The sequence below is a fragment of the Photorhabdus viridis genome (assembly GCF_040256935.1).
Taxonomy (GTDB): domain Bacteria; phylum Pseudomonadota; class Gammaproteobacteria; order Enterobacterales; family Enterobacteriaceae; genus Photorhabdus; species Photorhabdus viridis.
The window spans coordinates 1-21146 of the sequence record NZ_JBEJZY010000033.1 but is presented as its reverse complement, the minus strand read 5'-3'; the positions used below and the strand labels follow the sequence as shown (position 1 = coordinate 21146).

The 21146-nt window shown below is 41.3% G+C and carries 17 protein-coding genes; 8 read left to right on the top strand and 9 right to left on the bottom strand.

What is annotated here, in order from left to right; genetic code table 11:
- Positions 1-39: 39 nt before the first annotated feature.
- Entirely contained in the window at positions 40-339 is a 300-nt protein-coding gene (locus ABR397_RS14940; RefSeq protein WP_350306434.1) for a hypothetical protein, read from the bottom strand.
- A gap of 372 nt (positions 340-711) precedes the next feature.
- Positions 712-2091 (bottom strand): lysine-sensitive aspartokinase 3, encoded by a 1380-nt coding sequence (lysC, locus tag ABR397_RS14935; protein ID WP_350306433.1) that lies wholly within the window; start codon positions 2089-2091, stop codon positions 712-714.
- A 297-nt stretch (positions 2092-2388) separates the two neighbouring features.
- Here lysC and pgi point away from each other — a divergent pair, with 297 nt between their 5' ends.
- The 3 genes from pgi to ubiA all read left to right on the top strand — a co-directional run bounded on the left by pgi (position 2389) and on the right by ubiA (position 5621).
- Positions 2389-4035: a glucose-6-phosphate isomerase gene (pgi, locus tag ABR397_RS14930; protein ID WP_350306432.1), complete on the top strand. Its 1647-nt coding sequence runs from the start codon at positions 2389-2391 to the stop codon at positions 4033-4035.
- A gap of 188 nt (positions 4036-4223) precedes the next feature.
- Entirely contained in the window at positions 4224-4730 is a 507-nt protein-coding gene (gene ubiC / locus ABR397_RS14925) for a chorismate lyase (protein WP_350306431.1), read from the top strand.
- 36 nt (positions 4731-4766) lie between these two features.
- A complete protein-coding gene (ubiA, locus tag ABR397_RS14920) occupies positions 4767-5621 on the top strand; it encodes a 4-hydroxybenzoate octaprenyltransferase (RefSeq protein ID WP_350306430.1) in 855 nt (284 codons plus the stop codon).
- 50 nt (positions 5622-5671) lie between these two features.
- Here ubiA and plsB read toward each other — a convergent pair whose 3' ends face one another.
- Complete coding sequence (plsB, locus tag ABR397_RS14915) at positions 5672-8128, bottom strand: glycerol-3-phosphate 1-O-acyltransferase PlsB (protein ID WP_350306429.1); 2457 nt, start codon at positions 8126-8128, stop codon at positions 5672-5674.
- A gap of 129 nt (positions 8129-8257) precedes the next feature.
- On the opposite strand from plsB, the gene ABR397_RS14910 reads away from it, so the two are divergent.
- Complete coding sequence (locus tag ABR397_RS14910) at positions 8258-8629, top strand: diacylglycerol kinase (protein WP_350306428.1); 372 nt, start codon at positions 8258-8260, stop codon at positions 8627-8629.
- 119 nt (positions 8630-8748) lie between these two features.
- Positions 8749-9354, top strand: coding sequence for a transcriptional repressor LexA (lexA, locus tag ABR397_RS14905; protein WP_350306427.1), 606 nt, complete (start codon positions 8749-8751; stop codon positions 9352-9354).
- Positions 9355-9489: 135 nt separating this feature from the next.
- Here lexA and zur read toward each other — a convergent pair whose 3' ends face one another.
- Complete coding sequence (gene zur, locus ABR397_RS14900; protein WP_350306426.1) at positions 9490-9999, bottom strand: zinc uptake transcriptional repressor Zur; 510 nt, start codon at positions 9997-9999, stop codon at positions 9490-9492.
- A 219-nt stretch (positions 10000-10218) separates the two neighbouring features.
- Between zur and ABR397_RS14895 the strand changes: the two genes are divergently transcribed.
- Complete coding sequence (locus tag ABR397_RS14895) at positions 10219-11361, top strand: DUF1266 domain-containing protein (protein ID WP_350306425.1); 1143 nt, start codon at positions 10219-10221, stop codon at positions 11359-11361.
- Positions 11362-11529: 168 nt separating this feature from the next.
- Here the strand turns inward: ABR397_RS14895 and ABR397_RS14890 are convergent, their stop codons facing one another.
- Complete coding sequence (locus ABR397_RS14890) at positions 11530-12720, bottom strand: lactate oxidase (RefSeq protein WP_350306424.1); 1191 nt, start codon at positions 12718-12720, stop codon at positions 11530-11532.
- 401 nt (positions 12721-13121) lie between these two features.
- Between ABR397_RS14890 and ABR397_RS14885 the strand changes: the two genes are divergently transcribed.
- The gene (locus tag ABR397_RS14885; protein ID WP_350306423.1) at positions 13122-14030 is read left to right on the top strand and encodes a gp53-like domain-containing protein; all 909 of its coding nucleotides are present in this window, start codon (positions 13122-13124) and stop codon (positions 14028-14030) included.
- 2 nt (positions 14031-14032) lie between these two features.
- Positions 14033-14455 (top strand): tail fiber assembly protein, encoded by a 423-nt coding sequence (locus ABR397_RS14880; protein WP_350306468.1) that lies wholly within the window; start codon positions 14033-14035, stop codon positions 14453-14455.
- Positions 14456-14633: 178 nt separating this feature from the next.
- Here ABR397_RS14880 and aceK read toward each other — a convergent pair whose 3' ends face one another.
- From aceK to metA, 4 genes are all read right to left on the bottom strand, one after another.
- A complete protein-coding gene (aceK, locus tag ABR397_RS14875) occupies positions 14634-16391 on the bottom strand; it encodes a bifunctional isocitrate dehydrogenase kinase/phosphatase (protein WP_350306422.1) in 1758 nt (585 codons plus the stop codon).
- A gap of 62 nt (positions 16392-16453) precedes the next feature.
- Positions 16454-17761, bottom strand: a complete 1308-nt coding sequence (gene aceA / locus ABR397_RS14870) for an isocitrate lyase (protein ID WP_350306421.1) — start codon at positions 17759-17761, stop codon at positions 16454-16456.
- 64 nt (positions 17762-17825) lie between these two features.
- A complete protein-coding gene (gene aceB, locus ABR397_RS14865; protein WP_350306420.1) occupies positions 17826-19424 on the bottom strand; it encodes a malate synthase A in 1599 nt (532 codons plus the stop codon).
- 287 nt (positions 19425-19711) lie between these two features.
- Entirely contained in the window at positions 19712-20641 is a 930-nt protein-coding gene (gene metA / locus ABR397_RS14860) for a homoserine O-acetyltransferase MetA (RefSeq protein WP_350306419.1), read from the bottom strand.
- Between the last annotated feature and the right edge of the window lie 505 nt (positions 20642-21146).

The following is a 21146-nucleotide window of genomic DNA, read 5'->3' as shown; positions in this document are numbered from 1 at the left end:
CTGTCATGGTTAATAGTTATTTTGATATTGGTCTATTTTCTATGATGAAATTATTTTCACTGAGCGTATATATCTAAAATTATTTTTCTCTTCATAAGTTATTGTTACCTTATTTTTTTGCTGAAATGAAGATAGTAACGTGTTATATATTATGGACAAACCAATATTCATGTTCACATCCAGATTCCAATCTAAATAAAATTTAGATTGTTGGTCATTATTTTGTTTAACTTTAATTTCTGTACTATTGGGATAGGGGTTTCCTGTTCCTGATTCTAAAGATAATATTATTCCTGTAGCATTTTTATATGGGGGATGTAATTCTATATTTTCTTTCATTTGTTATTCCTGTTTTTAACTTGTTTTTTATGATGTATAAGATAATTTTAATTTATCTTAGTAGGATGAGGATTCCAATGTTAAATATTGGAATAAGTAAAAGTTATTTTATTTTTGGAATGTAAATTTACAAGAGATCAATATAAATGTAATAATAATATTATTTTGTGTTTTATTATCATCTATTGGATGGTAGGATAAATGGAAAAATTAACATAAAATAACCAAGTAAATCATCTTATTTTTTCTCACTTAAAACTGACTTGAATTATTACCGACCCACTTTAGACTACATTTATTGATTTTTTAACATAATATGCCCCTCAGTCTTTTGGCTGAGAGGGATATCAAGGTCTACGAAACTATATTCACTCACTCAAATAAATGCTGATGAAGCGTTTGAACAATTTGTTCTGCGTCGTTGCCTTGGACAAGCAGGCACAAGTTATGGTTGCTGGCGCCGTGACTGATCATACGGAGATTGAATCTTTCCAGCGCACTAAAAACCTGTTTTCCTAATCCACTGGTTTGAGAAAGCTGATTACCAATAATCGCCACCAGCGCCAAATCTTCTTCCACGTCAACCCTGCACAGCGTTGAAAGCTCAGTCATCAGTGCATTGGTCAGCAAGCTGCCATTTGTGCTGGTGGAGCCAGTAGTATCAAGTGTTAATGCCACATTCACTTCAGACGTGGTGATCAAATCTACGGAGATGTTATGACGTGACAGGATGGTAAATATTTCAACCAAAAATCCCTGTGCGTGTAGCATTTTCAAGCTGTGCAAGGTCAGTAATGTTTGTTGCCGGCGCAGGGTGATAGCACGGAACCGGGGTGGTGCTTCCGTCGTATCGCAAACCAGCGTACCGCCGGCCTGGGGATTTTTACTGGAACCAACAAATACAGGAATACCACAACGAATAGCCGGAAACAGCGTTGACGGGTGCAGGACTTTAGCACCAAATGTTGCCATCTCAGCCGCTTCATCAAAGGCAATTTTATCAATTCGTTGGGCAGCCGGAACGACTCGTGGGTCAGTAGTGTAAATCCCCGGAACATCTGTCCAAATATCAACACGCTTCAGGTTGAGGGCTTCCCCCAACAGTGCCGCAGTATAGTCACTGCCACCACGTCCCAGTGTGGTGGTACAGCCTTTCTCTTCACGGCCAATAAAACCTTGAGTGACAATCAGGGTATTTTTCAGATGAGGTAAGAGATGTTCAGTTGCCAGTATTCTAAGCTGTGTGTTGTTTGGTTCCGCACAACCAAAATGATCATCGGTACGCATAATTTTGCGAATATCAAACCATTCGGCATCAGTACCACGCTGGCGAAGCAACTCGGTAAACAACAGCGTGGACATCAGCTCTCCGTGGCTGACCATTTCATCTGTCAGTACATCCGAAGTTGCCAGCGATGCTGTTTCAGAAAGCGTTTTAATATTTTCCAGCAACCGGTTGATTTCCTGACGAATAACATCAGATATGTGCAAACGATCAACAATCGCATATTGAATGGTTTGGATCTGTTTCAGATAATCAGCCCGTTTATCTGCATCGCAGCCTTCCGCCAGCGCAATTAATAGGTTAGTCATACCAGCAGAAGCAGACAGTACAACAACACGAACTTCTTTATTTGCCAGTACGATATCTGCACTGCTATTCATGGCATCGAAATTTGCCACACTGGTACCACCAAATTTTGCGACGACATATCCGCCGGTTTCCGAGAAAAAGGATGAAACAGAACTCATGCGATAACCTTATGTTGACTGGATGGAATTTTAGAAATATCGGGTTAACCGGTTTGAGTCAATGTAATGAAGGGTTATATCAATATCTTTCATGATGATAGGAGAATCATAAAAGAAATTGAGGATAGTAGAGAAGAATAACTATTTTTTATACGCCTTGGCAAATAGAGCTAGAAAAACTTAATTGTTTTGACCAATATCAGCGATTAAAGGAAAGGGAGCTTTAATCACAGAATTACGGGTTACAATCTTTCTTTACCTCCAATTATTTACAGTCAGTTGATAGAGAGCATAGCCATGAAAAATATCAATCCTAGTCAAACCTCAGCCTGGAAGGCATTAGAACAGCATTTTGCACAGATAAAAAATATTCATATACGTGAGTTGTTTGAACAGGACAAAGATCGTTTTGCTAAGTTCTCCGCAACGTTTGATGACCAGATGCTGGTGGATTTTTCAAAAAACCGCATCACAACCGAGACATTGGAAAAGTTACAGACGCTGGCGGAAGAGACGGATGTCACAGGGGCTATTCGCAGCATGTTCTCCGGTGAGAAAATTAACCGTACTGAAGATCGCGCAGTACTGCATATTGCTCTACGTAACCGCAGCAATACCCCAATTATTGTTGATGGGGAAGATGTTATGCAGCAGGTTAATGCTGTGTTGGAAAAAATGAAAAATTTCAGTCAGCGCGTGATTAATGGTGAGTGGAAAGGCTATACCGGTAAAGCGATAACTGATGTTGTGAATATCGGTATCGGTGGTTCCGATCTCGGCCCTTATATGGTGACTGAAGCGCTAAAACCCTATAAAAATCATTTGAATATGCATTTCGTTTCTAATGTTGATGGGACCCATATTGCGGAGACCCTGAAAGCGCTTAACCCGGAAACGACGCTCTTTTTGATTGCTTCCAAGACGTTCACGACTCAGGAAACAATGACCAATGCCCACTCTGCCCGTGACTGGTTCCTGAAAACTGCCGGTGATGAAGTGCATGTTGCGAAGCATTTTGCCGCGCTCTCCACCAATGAGCAGGAAATTAAGAAATTCGGTATTGATACCCAAAATATGTTTGAGTTCTGGGATTGGGTCGGGGGCCGTTATTCATTATGGTCAGCAATTGGTTTGTCTATTGCGCTCTCTATTGGGTTTGATAATTTTGAACAACTGCTCAGTGGCGCACACGCAATGGATCAGCATTTTGCCCATACCCAGTTTGAGCAAAATATCCCCGTATTACTGGCGCTGATTGGCATCTGGTACAACAATTTCTTTGGCGCGGAAACTGAAGCGATTCTGCCATACGATCAGTACTTGCATCGCTTTGCAGCATACTTCCAGCAGGGCAATATGGAGTCCAATGGTAAATATATTGACCGCAATGGCTGTCCGGTGAATTACCAAACCGGCCCAATTATCTGGGGTGAGCCGGGAACCAATGGACAACACGCTTTCTATCAGCTTATTCATCAGGGCACTAAACTGATCCCTTGCGATTTTATTGCTCCGGCGATCAGCCATAACCCATTGAGTGACCATCACAACAAATTGTTATCCAACTTCTTCGCTCAGACAGAAGCGTTGGCATTCGGTAAAACCCGTGGGCAAGTGGATGCTGAATTTGCCGCCAGTGGTAAAACTGCGGTTGAAGTCGGGCATGTTGCGCCATTTAAAGTGTTTGAAGGAAACCGTCCGACGAATTCCATTTTGTTGCGTGAAATTACCCCATTCAGTTTGGGTACGTTGATTGCCATGTATGAGCACAAAATATTTGTACAAGGGGCGATTCTCAACATTTTCACTTTTGACCAATGGGGAGTTGAGCTGGGTAAACAACTGGCTAATCGTATTTTGCCAGAACTTGAGGATGGTGAAGAGGTTGCCGATCACGATAGCTCGACAAATGGGTTGATTAACCGCTTTAAAGCATGGCGTTAATCACTTATTCTGAATCAGGGACTTAATTTGTATGAGCGAATTATGTTGATCATAATTCGCTTATTTTTGGCAAACATTATTTACAGAATTTGTCATAACTTTTTATTCTATATACCTACAACGTGGTATTCTCAGTGCCCATCAATTGTACGACCGGATAAAAGAAATTTGTCCTAATGGAAAATCGCATGTTAACTGACTCGATCTTAACAACGGCGCCTATTCAGTGGGTTTCGGTGGATTCATCCGGCTTGCCTGACGAGATTTCAGACTGGCTGATGGAGCTGGGGTCAATGACCCGCCGTTTTGAACAATACTGTGACCATGTTCATGTTGTACCATTCAGAGAGTCTTTTATCACAGTGGAAGAACTTTTCGATGAAAGTGAGCATTTGCTAACTTGTCAGAGGTACTGGCTGCGTGAAGTCGTGTTATACGGAGATAATATTCCTTGGTTATTGGGAAGAACATTAATTCCTGAAGCAACATTAACCGGCCCTGATGAAAGTCTGGTTGATTTAGGAACAGTCCCACTTGGGCGATATCTTTTTAGTAGCAATAAATTAACACGGGATTATATTCATGTAGGGCAACAGGGGAAACGTTGGGCAAGGCGATCATTGCTGAGGTTATCAAGCAAACCATTATTATTAACGGAAGTCTTCTTGCCTGAATCACCTGTATACAAAAAATAAAATTCAAACAAGGGGGAAACAGAAGTGGCGGGAAGTATGACGCAAAGTAAATGGCAGGCCTATTGCCGTTTAGTGCGTATTGACAGACCCATAGGTTCGTTATTGTTGTTATGGCCAACATTTTGGGCTTTATGGATTGCCGGGAAAGGTATTCCGGATATGTACATATTGTTGGTCTTTACTGCCGGTGTGTTTCTGATGCGTGCAGCAGGATGTGTCATTAATGATTTTGCTGACAGAAAATTTGATGGTTATGTCGAACGTACAAAAGCACGTCCCCTGCCCAGTGGCGCCATCAGTGAGAAAGAGAGTAAGATCCTGTTTGTTGTACTGGTGCTGATTTCTTTCGGGTTGGTTCTGGCGCTGAATAAGATGGCTATCTGGTTGTCAGTCGCTGGGTTGGCGCTGGCCTGGTTTTATCCCTTTGTTAAACGGTTCAGTCATCTTCCTCAGTTTGTATTGGGAGCAGCTTATGGCTGGTCTATCCCGATGGGATTCGCTGCGGTTAATGAGTCCTTACCATTAGAATGCTGGCTGTTATTTCTGGTTAATATCTTGTGGTCGGTTATTTATGATACACAATATGCCATGGTCGATCGTAACGATGATCTGAAAATTGGTGTTAAATCTACTGCTATCCTGTTTGGTCGTTTCGATAAACTGATTATTGGTTTACTACAACTTGCTATGTTGCTGGTTTTGCTGCTGGTGGGTTATATGATGAATCTGGGCGGCATCTATTATTGGTCATTGTTGCTTACCGGCGCCTTATTTATTTATCAGCAGAAACTGATTGCAGGTCGGGAAAGAGAACTTTGTTTCCAGGCATTCCTCAATAATAACTATGTTGGTGTAGTGCTATTTTTGGGTATCTTCTTCAGTTACGTTTGATATATCGGGTGATAATGGGGAAAAACCATTATCACCCCGGATGTTAAAAATTACACTTCTTTAGTTGTCTCTTCTGCATCGTTGTGTTCAGCCGGTAAACTGACACTCTCAATAGTCAGACGGATTTCAGGTGACATCAGCTCACTCAATACTTGATACAGCTCCTGAGTATTTGCTGTAATCACATCACCACTATCACTGATATACCCTTCTTCACGCAGTGTATTTACTGATGTGGTGAATACCGCCTTATCGAAGAATTCAGGTGCGTTAATGCCATGCAATACCGACAGACGCTGTGCCAATATTCGGCTCTCTTTTTCCAGCGCACCCCGGCTGATTTCTGGGTTGGCATTCAGTAAAGAGAGGGTGATGGCATAACGTTGCAGTGTTTCGCGGACACCGGCTGCCAGCAATTGCAATGGGCGAATACGCGCTGGATTCAACACCAACATACCTTGCTCTTTGTTGCAGATAAGGCTCTGGCGGGTAAGCTCATTAACCAGGATATTAACCACTTCCCGCAGATCTGCTTTGCTGTAACGTATAAACAATTCTGCTTTGAGCAGAGGATAAATGATTTCTACCTGACTTAGTAACGCTTCACGGCTGATACGGCGATGATCAATCACGATACAGGCAATCAGTGATGGCAGCACCAATAAATGCTGGATATTGTTGCGGTAGTAGGTCATCAGAACTGCACGCTCACGCGGCAGGATAATGATGTCGCCCATACTGTCTTTGTCTACCTCGAACTTATCCATTTGCAGAGCGTGTTCTAACAACTCTTCTGCGGTTTTCTTTGGCACAGTAACATCGGCTGTATAAGGCGCATTGCGCATGAGCTGTATATAACAGTCCAGTTGCTCAAGCAGTTGCTCACGAGTAAGTGCTCGCTGACGTGATGACAGCAGGGCAGTTGAACACAGGTTGATTGCGTTAGCAGCTGCGGCATTATTGATGTTCACCATAATTTTCCCGGCCAGCTTACTGACTGTCGGGTTAACCCATTCGGGACGGTGAAACTCTATTGGGTCAATAGAATCACGCCAGTCAGGAACATGGTGATTAAGATATTGGATCAACGGGATAGGCTCACCAAAGTTTACATAGCCTTGCCCCAGATTACGAAGCTTACGCAAACCGCGTATCATCTGGAAAAAGCCCTCTTTCTCTTTGGTTGCTCCCCGCAGCTCTTTGGCATAAGTGGCAACTTCCATCACATGTTCGTAACCGATATAAATCGGCACGATAGTGATTGGGCGTGATTCACCTCTCAACATTGCCTGTAACGTCATGGTCAGGGTGCCCGTTTTAGGATCGAGCAAACGACCTGTCCGGGAACGACCACCTTCCATAAAGTATTCAACAGAATAACCGCGTGCAAATAACTCTCCCAGATATTCACGAAATATCGTGGAGTAGAGTTTATTACCTTTAAAAGTGCGGCGGATGAAAAATGCACCAAGGCGGCGGAACATCGGCCCTGCCGGCCAGAAATTCAGGTTGATGCCCGCGGCGATATGGGGCGGCACCAAACCCTGATGGTAAAGCACATAAGAGAGCAGCAAATAATCCATATGGCTACGGTGGCAGGGAGCATAAACCAGTTCGTGACCATCTTGCGCCAGACGACGGATGCGTTCAGCATTATGAACATTGATCCCTTGGTACAGACGGTTCCAGGTCCAACCAAGTACACGATCTGACAACCGTACCGCTTCATAAGAGAAATTCGCGGCAATCTCTTCCATCATGTTAACAGCATTCTGTTGCGCTTTCTCATGGGAGATTTTCTTACTGCGGGCCTCATCAATAACGGCCTTTTCTATTGCTTTTGAAGCCAGCAGCTTATTAAACAGCTCCTGACGAACAGGCAGACGCGGCCCCACTGCCGCCAGACGTTGGCGTGAATAGTGCATTCGCGCCACGCGAGCTAGCTTATGAGCAATGGTCTTGTCCGTGCCATGTTCAGTTGCCATATAACGCAAAGATACTGTATTTGAAAAACGCACAAAACTGTCCCGGCCCAGCCAGAGAACGGCGAAGAATTTTTGGATACCATTAAGTAGCCGCAGATGTGGGGTGCTGTGTCCTTCACGTCCGGGTGAACGACCAAACATGACAGAAACTGGCAGCATTTGAATATCCAAGTTTGGATTATTACGATGCAGATCCAGATAAGCATGGAAAATTTTTACGGATTCCTGCTTTGGTGCGCAATAGCGGAATACGCGTGGGCCATTATCAATAAATACATAGCCCGGAAGCTCAGTATCACCTATCTCCAGTGAGTTTAAAGGGTCCGGCAGATCCTGCTCAAGACATTGCTGACGTAATGTCAGTAAGTCTGCTTTGGAGTGATACGGCAATACGTACAGAATCGGACGTGTCGTATCGAGCCGTAATTCGGTAATGGGATCTTTAGGGATAAGTTTGCTCTTTACCAGTATTTTTAGTGGTAAATTCAATAATTTATAATATATTTTACGCCAACCTGACATAAATAACTTGAAGCCTCCTGTTAGCAATACGTCGCAAGCATACCAGAAACAAGTATTGAGATCTGTTATGTTAAGACGATAATAAAAGTTAAAAGTGATAAATAACCCTATATTTGGTGCGAGTAACTTATGGCAAATCAATCCAAGGGACTGACCCGTATCATCAAAGCAACCGTATATTCGATGAAAGGCCTCAGGGCTGCGTGGCAAAATGAAGCGGCTTTCCGGCAGGAAATAATCATATCTATATTGGCGGTAATTGTTGCATTTTATCTGGATATCAGCGCAATTGAACGCATTTTACTGATTGGTTCAGTGATGCTGGTGGTGATTGTGGAGATTCTGAACAGTGCTATTGAAGCTGTCGTTGATCGTATTAGCAGTGAATTCCATGAACTGTCCGGCCGGGCAAAAGATATGGGATCGGCGGCGGTCTTTCTGACGATGATGCTGTCGTTAATTGTCTGGAGTACTATTCTCTGGCACTATTTTGTGACCTGATTTAGTTTAATAATGAGTCATTATACTATATTAGACTGATTTTCTGCCCTGGCAGGTTCCCAATCGCTATTTACCTGTATATACTCACAGTTTGACTGTATAAACACACAGGGGGTGAAATGAAAGCACTTACCGTAAGGCAGCAGCAGGTTTATGACTTGGTGCGTGACCACATTTCGCAAACGGGTATGCCGCCAACGCGTGCTGAAATTGCATCACGTCTTGGTTTCCGTTCACCTAATGCGGCTGAAGAGCATTTAAAAGCATTGGCTCGCAAAGGGGTGATAGAGATTGTTGCCGGGGCATCCAGGGGTATCCGTTTGCTGCTAGAAGAATCTGGTTTACCGTTGATTGGTCGTGTAGCCGCAGGTGAGCCACTGTTGGCGCAAGAGCACATTGAAAGTCATTATCGGATTGATCCTGCACTGTTTAAGCCAAGTGCGGATTTCCTGTTAAGAGTCAGCGGTATGTCCATGAAAGATATTGGGATTATGGATGGTGACCTGTTGGCTGTGCATAAAACACAGGATGTTCGTAATGGGCAGATTATTGTTGCCCGTATTGAAGATGAAGTAACTGTAAAACGTTTTAAACAGACTGGAAATAAAGTTGAATTATTGGCAGAAAACCCTGAGTTTAAGCCAATCGTGGTGGATCTGCGTGAACGGAGCCTGATAATAGAAGGATTAGCCGTCGGGGTGATTCGTAACGGTGATGGGTTTTGATAGTAAAATATCGAATCGTTGTTTTTTGGTGATTGTCAAAAAGTTGCAATATTCCAGCAGAATCATGTTATTGGTTTATCAATATGATTATCTTGAACATGATTCTGCGGTTGCCTGCCGCTATTTACAGGTTCTCTATTTCTTTTTTACCTCAATACTGTGGTCGTGCTGACATTCATCCCGCTCAGTACAGGATTCAATCTCTGCACAAGAGGAACACAAACCATGCGCTTCAATGACAGTATGGCGTAAACTGAATCCAGCAGTTTTTGCTAACTGTTGAATAGCGGATTCAACGGCTCCACCATCCCGTTCTGTAACAGAACCGCAGCGATCGCAAATAAACATTGCTGATGTATGGCTTGGTTGTTCGATATGGTGGCACAGCACATAACTGTTGGTGGATTCTATTTTATGAATAAATCCCTGTTCCAGCAGAAACTCCAGTGCCCGGTATATGGTTGGTGGTTTAGCCTGTGGTTCTGCTTCCCGCAATAAATCCAGTAAATCATAAGCACTGATTGCGCCGGGTTGCTCTGAAATCAGACGCAAAACTTCAAACCGCTGCGGAGTAAAGCGAACTCCCCGTGTCAGGCAAATAGCTTCGGCTTGTTCCAGTAACTTTTTTTGGTTGATCAGTTTCATTACGCCCCTTACAGCCAGCATGATAACAATATTGGAATGTTATCATGTTTCTACGATAGAAAATATTCTCCAGAAAAGTTCATTGTGCTTGTCCCCTGATAGAGTTAATTTGGTTAAATTGATACTTAGCAGCAAAAATAATGTTTTATCGAGGTTTGTGATAATACAGATAAGAATTATCATATATGGTAGATAATTTTCGGAAAGGAATCATTTGTGATGAAAGAACTTTTACAAAATCAGCCTCATTATAGGCAGTTTCCTGCTAAAGGCTATCAGGTAATAAAGAATATTATCTGTGAAAAAAGAAAGTTACCTTTTCTGAGTTCATTATACGCATTGATTAATATTTTATTTGTAATTGCAGTCTGTATGGGAATTATATTATCTGTGGCAATTGTATTATTTATAATAGATAATGTATCCGTTCCTGCTATAGACTATTTACTTCTGGCACAAGTAGTCATTGCAGCATTATTTTCAGTAATGTTACTTTTAGTTATTATTTATCGTATTATTAAACGTCCTGAATGGGAACAACGGCGTTATTATCAACAAGCAGGTTTATCTTTTTTACCGGAAGAAAAGCGCCAGGTATTGCGGTTAAATATTGTGAGTGACTATTGGCAGGGCTTTTGGAGTGAAACTCTGGAGCATTATCCTTTGCAGTCACGGGTTGCTCATGATAACTATCGTTACTACCTGCTCCCATTATCATCTACTCAGGAACATCAATCCCAACTATACAGTGACTGGGGAATTATTGATGAAGAAGGTTATATGAAAATGTTAACTGGTTTGTGGGGTGGGGTGCATTCAAAACATTTTTCTGTTGATGCTGCGCTTAATGATGGCAAAATGTTTAAAGTTCTTGCCAAATTAGTTGAAGTAACACCTAACTCTATTCGTAAATGTTCTCAAACTGTTAATAGGCGCCCACCTGCGTTGGTGTGGGGATTTGATTTGTGGCTTGCAATTGTTTTAAGCCGTAACTGTTTTTGTGCTGGTTATATCAGTGAAGAAGTGGCATGGAAAAATATGCTGAAAACCGCTGATTATATTTATGAAATCTTTAGCAGCTTTGATGAGTTTTATACAAACTTCCGGTTGGGTAATGCCTACTGGAGTAATGATTTTGACAAGAGTAAAGATCGGCTGGAGCAGTTTAATTATTATAAATTATATTGTGACTGGCCAATTGCCAGCCTGCCGTGGCCTGAGCCAAAAGGCGTTATTATGGAACGGCAAATGATGACAGGGTTTTCTGCATTAGTAGAAGATGTTTTACGCAGTAGAATGGAAGAACAACAAAGGTATGAAATTGATCTCACGGAGCCGTCAGCATCTCGTATACTTCATTAATATTTATATTAAATACTTCCCCTTGAAGAATACTTCAGGGGGAAGGTGAAAATGCTATTTTACTGGTTAAATTATAAAAACCACCGTGGTTAACAGAATTTACCCCATTTCCTGAAATCACCTACTTTAAATGAAACGGGGCTGATATTTACGTTATCAGTTAATGAGTTAAATTAAACTGATAAACTTTCTCTCAATATCTTTAATAGCTGCGCACCCCGCCAGTTTCATGCTAAGTTTCAGCTCATCCTTAAGCAGGTTTAAAACGGAAGTCACGCCTGGCGCTCCGCCCAATGCCAGTCCATATAAAATTGGTCTGCCGATAGCGACAGCTTTGGCACCTAATGCGAGAGCTTTAAACACATGAATACCGCGACGAATACCGCCATCTAAGTAGACCGGAATGTGACGACCAACAGCTTCAACAATGCCTGGTAATGACTTGATTGCTGCCGGGACAGTATCTAATTGCCGACCACCGTGGTTAGAGACTTGAATAGCTGCGGCTCCGTGGTCAACACATTCTTTAGCATTTTCGGCAGATTGAATACCTTTTACAATGATTGGAAGACCTGATTCTTTGGCAAGAAATTCCAGATCCTTAAAACCAAGATCACGTTTAAATAGCGCTATAATCTCTGATAATGGCGCACCAGCGGGAGCGCCAGGAATATTAGGAAATGGAAGTGAACGTGGGTAGGTAAATTTATTACGTCTATCAGTTTCCCTATTACCGCTCCACTCTAAATCAACCGTAAATACGATGGCGGTTGCGCCCATAGCTTTAGCCCGACGTATTAGTTCACGGTTAATACCCATATCTTTGGTAAAATAAATTTGGAACCATTTGGGGCCGTTACTCACTTTTGCTATCTCTTCGAGAGATGAATTAGACAGAGTTTGTGCAGTAAACAAGGCGCCAGCAGCGGCAGCGCCTCTTGCTGTTCCCAATTCAGCAGAGATATGAGCCAATCCGTGTGCCGCCATCGGTGGAATGAAAATAGGTATATCTACTTTACTGCCAAGTAATTCGGTTGTTGTGTCGGGTTCTTTTATCCCCGCAAGATAGCGGGGAATAATTTGGTAATCGTCAAAGGCTCTGGTATTTTCACGTAGCGTCCATTCATCACCTGAACCACTGCTAATATAGCCAAATTGAGGAGCAGGAATCAGTTTACGAGCTTCTTCTTCCAAATCATAAAGATTAATAATATCAAGGGCTTTTTCTACACTACCTGTCTTATAAGCTCCTTGCAGTTTTATGTTAGCAGTTGCAGCATTAGCTGAAGATACCGTAGATAGGATACCGGCAGCAGCAAGACTTAATCCTCCAACCATGACGTCTCTTCTTGATGGCATACAATTCTCCCTTACTTAAAGTAGGCTTATAAATATTGACAATAAATTTTGTCCACATATATAAGGATAGACAAATTCTGGATAATTCAAGCTAATAAATAATTAAGCATGTTTTTATGAGCTTATAAAGCTTGTTGAACCCGGTGATTTTTTGTTGTGAGAGGTTCATCTAAAAATTCAAAATTTTATTTCAGGTGTTGTTCTATTACCTCAATTAACTATAAGAAAATAATTAATTGCTAAAAGTTATAAAAAATTTTCATCGTTCTTTATCAGAAAGAGACTATTATTGAAATGCAATATCAAAATGATATTCGATGATAAGGGAAATTTTTATTTTAATATCTATTAACTCAAAATCTTATTTAATGAAAACATTATTTTTTCCTTAAGGAGAAATTATGAGTAATAAAAATGAATTTAAAGCTTTTTCTGCTAGCCAAGATGCTAATGTTGTTTCTCAAGGAGAATATGAAGAAAGTCGAGACCTGAACACAGGGATTCCACCCAATACTATTTCTATTGGCTTATTAAATAAAGTCTTGCGTCAGTCATCAACGATATCATCTGTGGTAGCTAATTTTATCTCTACACAATCTAGCGATGATGTTTTGGATGATGGCGATATCGTCAAACTCACTACACAATTAAATAGAGCTTTAGAGCAGAAAATCACAACGGAAATTCCAAGTGCTTCATTAGCACAGGAAGGCATTGTTCAGCTTACAGACCAGCTTGGTAATAGCAGCACGTTGGCCGCGACACAAAAGCTTACCCAAGAATTAGCAGATTCGTTTAATGAAAAGCTTAGTAATAGAGTGCCTAATATTCGGAAAGTGAATGGTAAGGAATTGTCTGAGGATATTCATTTGGGTGCCGTAGATATCGGTGTATACACACCAGAACAAATAGACCAAAAAATTAATATTGCAGTAGACAGGAGAATCGATACTGAATTAGACAAGAAAATTAGTATTGAAGTTGATAAAAAGATTAATGCTAAAGGTAATAAGAATACAGCCGGTAAAGCTACTAATGGCTGGTGGAAATGTGGAGATACCGGTGTAATTTATCAATGGGGACGCACTGACGTGATCCAAAGTGGCAATGTAGCTCGTATTCAATTACCAATTAGTTTTTCCAATATGGATTATTCTGTGAATATTAATCCTATCCAGAGCAAAATAGGTAGTATGGGGGCAGTTATTGGCTACGTAAATGTAATTGATAGCTCATCTTTCGATTTATTAAACTCTTGGGTAAATGCCAGATGGAACAGTCCATTCTTTTGGATAGCGATAGGATATTAGTTATGTATTATTACAGTGCAAAAACCAATGCATTCTACCCAATAGAGTTGAAAGAGAATTATATTGCGGCTGGTTCATTGCCGGATGATATTATGGAAATCAATAGTGATATTTATCATGAATATGCCGCTAATAACGCACCAGAAGGAAAATACCGTATAGCCGGTAAAAATGGCTTGCCAGAATGGGCTGATATTCCTCCACCCACAAAAGATGAATTACAACAATATGCTCAATTCCAAAAGCAGCAATTAATGGCTGAGGCAATAAAGCAAATCGCACCATTACAAGATGCTGTTGATCTAGATATTGCTACTGAAGAAGAGAAAATAGCTTTATCGGCATGGAAAGAATATAGAGTAATGCTTAACCGGGTAGATATTTCACAGGAGAACGATATTGATTGGCCTGAACAACCAAGGTAATCGATAAACGCTGAATTTCCCCAAAAAAATTAGCTGCTTGACTTTTTTTGGGGAATCCAGGATGCCAGCTATCCTTAAATCTTAATTTCTGATTATCTGCTAGGTAGATACACATAATAATATCAACTACTGATGAAAACGGCGGTTGCCAACGGCAACTGCCAATTCCTCATCAAAATCAAGCTGAAACGTTGGAAATAGAATAACTTCCTATCCCAGTGCGTTGGCTAAACCTCTGTTGGCGGCGATATGCAAACACATCTTCCACATGACCATCTTTAATCCGTTCCTGTAGCGCTCGCCAATAATCTGCTTTGAACAAATCACTATGCATCTCTTCAAAATAGCGGCGAATGCGACTGTCAGTACAAAGAAAGTGCCTGAATTCCTCAGGAAAAACATCATTTTGCGCCACACTGTACCAAGGTTCACTGGCAAATTCATCTTCTGGATAACGCGGCGGCGGTATATCGCGGAAGTTAACTTCCGTCATATAACAGATTTCATCATAGTCGTAGAACACCACACGCCCATGCCGTGTCACACCAAAGTTTTTGAACAACATATCTCCGGGGAAAATATTCGCCGCAGCAAGTTGTTTAATCGCATTGCCGTATTCTTCAATCGCATCTTTCAGTTCTTGTTCATCCACCTGTTCCATATAGATATTCAACGGTGTCATCCGGCGTTCCATATACAAATGCTTGATAAGGATCTTATCCCCAAAATCTTCCAACTTTTCCGGTATTTCTTTCTGCAACTCTTCCATTAGCTCAGGACTGATACGGACCTTATCAACAACGAAATTTTCGAATTCCTGTGTGTCAGCCATTCTCCCCACACGGTCATGCTCTTTGACCAACCGGTAGCACTCTTGTACCCGCTCCTGAGTCACCTCTTTCTGTGGCGCAAATTTATCTTTAATAACCTTGAATACTCTATCAAATGAAGGAGAAGTAAACACCAACATCACCATACCTTTAACACCGGGAGCAATCATAAATTGCTCTTTGGAGAAGGTAATGAATGCCAGATATTCCCGGTAATATTCTGTCTTACCATGCTTCTGACAGCCAATTGCCATATAAAGCTCAGAAGTCGATTTGGCCGGCAAAATTTCTCTCAGCCACTCAACCAAAGCCGCAGGTAAAGGCGCATAAACCATAAAATAGGAACGAGCAAAACCGAATACAATGCTGGCATCAGCCTGATCGGTCAGACAGGTATCAATAAAAATCTCACCAGATTCGTTATGATGGATCGGCAATAAGAAAGGGTAAACCTGATTTTCAATGCGGATTTTACCCACTAGCCAGGCAGCTTTATTACGATAAAACAGTTCATTCACTATCTGAAAAGTCGCCTGTAATAATTCTCCGGCTGGTAATGCTCTTTGCAGATAATCCGTGATGTAACGAATATCCCTCTCCAGATCCTCCCAGTGCAAACGCAGCGGCAAATCATTAAGTATTGTCCGTAGCATTGAGGCAAGATTGCCATCAGGGAAAAAGTCACGCGATAACGGCCGGGGAATATCCCGAAATCTGCGGGCAGGCTGGGAGGTAAAAATAAATAACTTATCCGGCGTCAGGTTACGATGCTCAAACAAACGGCAATAAACAGAATTAAAAAAACTCTCGGCAATTTCAAATCGGGGATAATCTGGTAATAAACTGGTATAAACCACCTTCACTTCGGCAATGTACTCTTCATCATACCCGAAAGCGCCATGTATGCATTTAAGCTGCTCAACGACCAACCCAACATGGTGATCATAAAGATTGATGCGCTTTTTCATGGCTTGCTGAACGGCGCGCCAATCGGCCTGTTCAAAGCGTTGCTGTGCACCTGAAGTCACCTCCAAAAAGCGACCATACTGTGCATCGAATCCTTGTAAAATCGTTTGTGCTATCAGATGTGCTGAATCTATCCCCATCGCAACTCCTCAATATATTCAGCCTGCAATAAGCAGGCTGAATGGAACAAGAAACACAACAATCAGAACTGCTGCTCTTCCGTGGAACCAGTCAATGCAGTAACAGATGATGTTTCCCCCTGAATAATCGTGGTCACTTTATCGAAATAACCTGTACCCACTTCCTGCTGATGGGAAGAGAAGGTATAACCACGTTCAATGGATTCAAATTCTTTTTCCTGAACTTTCTCCACATAATGTTTCATGCCTTCTCCCTGCGCGTAAGCGTGTGCCAGGTCAAACATGTTGAACCACATACTGTGAATACCCGCCAGAGTAATAAATTGGAATTTATAACCCATTGCTGACAGTTCAGCCTGGAAACGCGCAATGGTCTTATCATCCAAATTCTTTTTCCAATTGAACGATGGAGAACAGTTGTAAGCCAGTAATTTACCAGGATATTTAGCATGAATCGCCTTAGCAAAACTGCGAGCCATTTCGATATCAGGCGTTGACGTCTCACACCATACCAAGTCAGCATACGGCGCATAAGCCAAACCACGACTAATCGCCTGATCGATACCTGCTCTGGTACGGAAAAATCCTTCACAAGTCCGCTCGCCAGTAATAAATTCACTGTCATAAGCGTCGCAATCAGAAGTCAACAAATCAGCTGCATCGGCATCTGTACGGGCAATCAGCAGTGTCGGCACGCCAGACACATCCGCCGCCAGACGCGCAGCAACCAATTTTTGAATAGCCTCTTGTGTCGGAATCAGAACTTTACCGCCCATATGACCACATTTTTTCACCGCAGCAAGTTGATCTTCAAAGTGAACAGCGGCAACGCCAGCCTCAATCATGGCTTTCATCAATTCAAAAGCATTCAGAACACCACCAAATCCTGCTTCCGCATCTGCCACAATTGGCAGAAAATAATCGGTATATCCCTGGCTATCAGTACCAATGCCATTTGCCCACTGAATCTGATCTGCACGGCGGAAACTGTTGTTAATACGTTTGACTACTGCCGGAACCGAATCCACCGGATAGAGGGATTGATCAGGATACATATTGGATGCGGTGTTAGCATCAGCCGCAACCTGCCAGCCAGAAAGATAAATCGCTTCAATACCCGCTTTCGCCTGCTGTAATGCCTGTCCGCCGGTCAATGCACCCAATGAGTTCACATAACCTTTCTTTGCCTTGCCATTCAGTAATTCCCACAACTTTTTAGCGCCAAGCTGCGCCAATGTATGTTCAGGATTAACCGAGCCGCGCAATTTAACCACTTCTTCCGCACTGTACGGACGGATAATTCCATTCCAGCGAGCGCTTTTCCATTCTTGTTCCAATTGAGCGATTTGTTGAGTTCTAGAGATTGTCATGACTTCTACTTCCTAATCTTTTATTAAATTAATCGGATAATAGTGGTTTATTATTATTTGTTGCTTAATCGAGCAATTGATATCCCGGCAGTGTCAGGAAATCTATCAGTTCGTCCTGCGTCGTAATATGCTCCATCAACTCGGCCGCATCGTTAAATCGCCCTTGGCTGAAACGTGTTTCTCCAACTTCTTGCTTAATGACCTCCATTTCCTCTTCCAGCATTTGTCTGAATAAGTTTTTTGTTACTTTTTTACCGTTGGATAATGATTTTTCATGATGAATCCATTGCCAAATGGATGTCCGAGAAATTTCTGCTGTCGCAGCATCTTCCATCAAGCCATAGATAGGCACGCACCCATTTCCTGAAATCCAGGCTTCAATGTATTGAACTGCTACGCGGATATTGGCGCGCATCCCTTCTTCAGTGCGCTCTCCTGGGCAAGGTTCCAGCAATTGCACAGCTGTGATAGGCGCATCTTCCTCGCGGGAAATCACTAGCTGATTTTGCTGTTCTCCCAATGCCTTATCGAAAATTTCCATTACCGTATCGGCAAGACCAGGATGAGCAACCCATGTACCATCATGGCCATTACGCGCTTCCAACTCTTTATCCGCCCGGACTTTATCTAACACCCATTTGTTGTGTTCAGTATCTTTGCTTGGAATAAAGGCGGCCATTCCTCCCATCGCAAATGCTCCGCGTTTATGGCAGGTTTTGATCAGTAAGCGGGAATAAGCACTCAGGAATGGCTGATCCATCGTGACAGACTGACGATCAGGCAAAACCCGGTCACTATGATTTTTCAATGTCTTGATATAGCTGAAAATATAATCCCAGCGACCACAGTTAAGACCAACAATATGGTGACGAAGATGGTAAAGAATCTCATCCATCTGAAATACAGCGGGCAGAGTTTCAATCAACACCGTTGCTTTGATTGTGCCTCTCGGTAAATCAAAACGATCCTCTGCAAAACTAAACACATCACTCCACCAAAGCGCTTCGTGGTAAGACTGAATTTTGGGTAAATAGAAATAAGGACCACTCCCTTTTGCCAGCAATTGCTGATAGTTGTGGTAAAAATAGAGCGCGAAATCAAACAATCCGCCGGCAATAGGTTCATCCTGATAGAGAACATGTTTTTCCGGTAAATGAAGCCCCCTTACCCGTGCGATCAAAACAGCCGGATCAGATTGTAACTGGTACTGTTTACCCTGCTCATTAACGTAAGAAATTGTGTCATTAACAGCATCACGTAAATTAATTTGCCCCTCAATAACCTTATCCCAAGCTGGTGCTAAGGAATCTTCGAAATCGGCCATGAAAACTTTTACATTCGCATTCAAAGCGTTGATCACCATTTTCCGTTCTACTGGTCCAGTGATTTCTACTCTGCGGTCACGGAGATCGGTTGGAATGTTTTGAATTTTCCATTTACTTTCTCGAATGGAACTAGTTTCCGAAATAAAATCAGGCAATTCACCGCCATCAATTTTCTGCTGCCAAACATCGCGATCCACTAATAGTTTTTTCCGTGTATCAGTAAACTGAACCACCAGATTTGCCAGAAAATCTACCGCTTCAGGCGTCAAAATTTCCTGTTCTGCCGCTCTAAATCGCTTAATAAACGATAATTCAGTCACTAAAGTTTGCTGCGTCATTCACTCACCCTCATTTTAAAGCACACCTGAATAAGAGTAATCTATATTCAAAATAAATCAAAAACGATTTCCATTTTTTTAAAAAATTAATTTTATTCAATTAAAAACAATGATTTAAATGACAAATTACCTATACATAATTAGAGAAATCGATTCCATAAATTATATGATGATTTTATTAAGTTTTTGTTATATAAGATAAACTACAAAAAGTGCGATGTTTTGACAGAAGATCAGAAAAAAATCTGGGGAATAGAATGGCTGAGATTCAGCCATTTATGAAGATATTAGTCCAGTGTTGGATTCATGTAGGTAAGATCATATGGCGTAATCTGGTACACATAGTAATTCAGCCAGTTAGAAAACAATAAATGCCCGTGGCTGCGCCATGATGCTAATGGTTTTCTTTCTGGATTATTATCTGGAAAATAATTTATTGGGATCTTTGGATCCAGACCTGCCGCTAAATCACGTAAATATTCACCAGCCAATGTTCCGGCATCATATTCAGGATGACCCGTAACAAACACCATGCGTTTATCTTTACTCGCCAGTAAATACACGCCTGCATCTTCAGAGCAGGAAAGAATATCCAGATCAGTATGTTCACGAATAACCTGTTCAGGAAAGTCCGCATAGCGGGAATGAGGAGCAAAAAAAGATTCATCAAACCCCCGGGTCAAAAGTGCCAGAGGGTCAAGAGTAGTATGATAATAAACACCTGATAATTTTATTTCTCTGGTAAGCTTCGGCAAACCATACAAAATATTCAACGCTGCTTGTACTGCCCAACAGATAAATAGAGTAGAAGTTACATGCTCCTTTGCCCAACTAATTATTCTTTCGATCTGCCCCCAATATGCCACATCGCCAAATTCAACCAACCCCAATGGAGCACCAGTGACAATTAAACCATCAAAATTTTGATGTTTTATCTGCTCGAAATCACAATAAAAGTTATTCAAATGCTCAATAGGCGTATTTCTACACTTCCGGTTATCTACTCTGAGTAACTGAATATCTACCTGTAAAGGTGTGTTGGATAGCAATCGTAAAAATTGATTTTCTGTCTCAATCTTCTTTGGCATTAGGTTAAGCAGCAATACCTTTAGCGGACGTATATTTTGAATATTTGCACGGGTAGATGTCATCACGAACACATTTTCGTCTCGTAAGAAATTCACAGCAGGTAATTCATCCGGTATACAAATTGGCATGCTATAACCTCGATTTTTTTATCCGTTTACATATTTAGACTTCTAGACAGCTAAATCTAACTAAGTATTAGCTGAATGTCGAGGCTTTACAAGTAAGCTGAAATTATTTCATTTTGTTCATACTACGATATCCAACATAACAATAATTAATAAATTTTTAATATTTTAAACAGGAAACAATTTCATTTTTATATAAAAAGATAATAAGGTTAATTTACTTAAAAATTAAGAAAATCAATACAAAAAGACAAGATTTATGAAGTTAGCTAGCAAGCTATAAATACTAAAAATAATATACCTTACGAAACAAATAATATTAATTAATAAATTATTCTTATTGCTAAACTATCAGATTTACCTCCAGCACCGAAATACATTTTATGAGGAAAATCCTAAAAAGAACATAATAAAAAAAGGGATAAAACGGTTAATTTGGCAGGATTTAAGCCCTGAAAAAAGGGGGAGGATTATCCGAAAAAACAGGAAGAAGTATTTTTATATCATC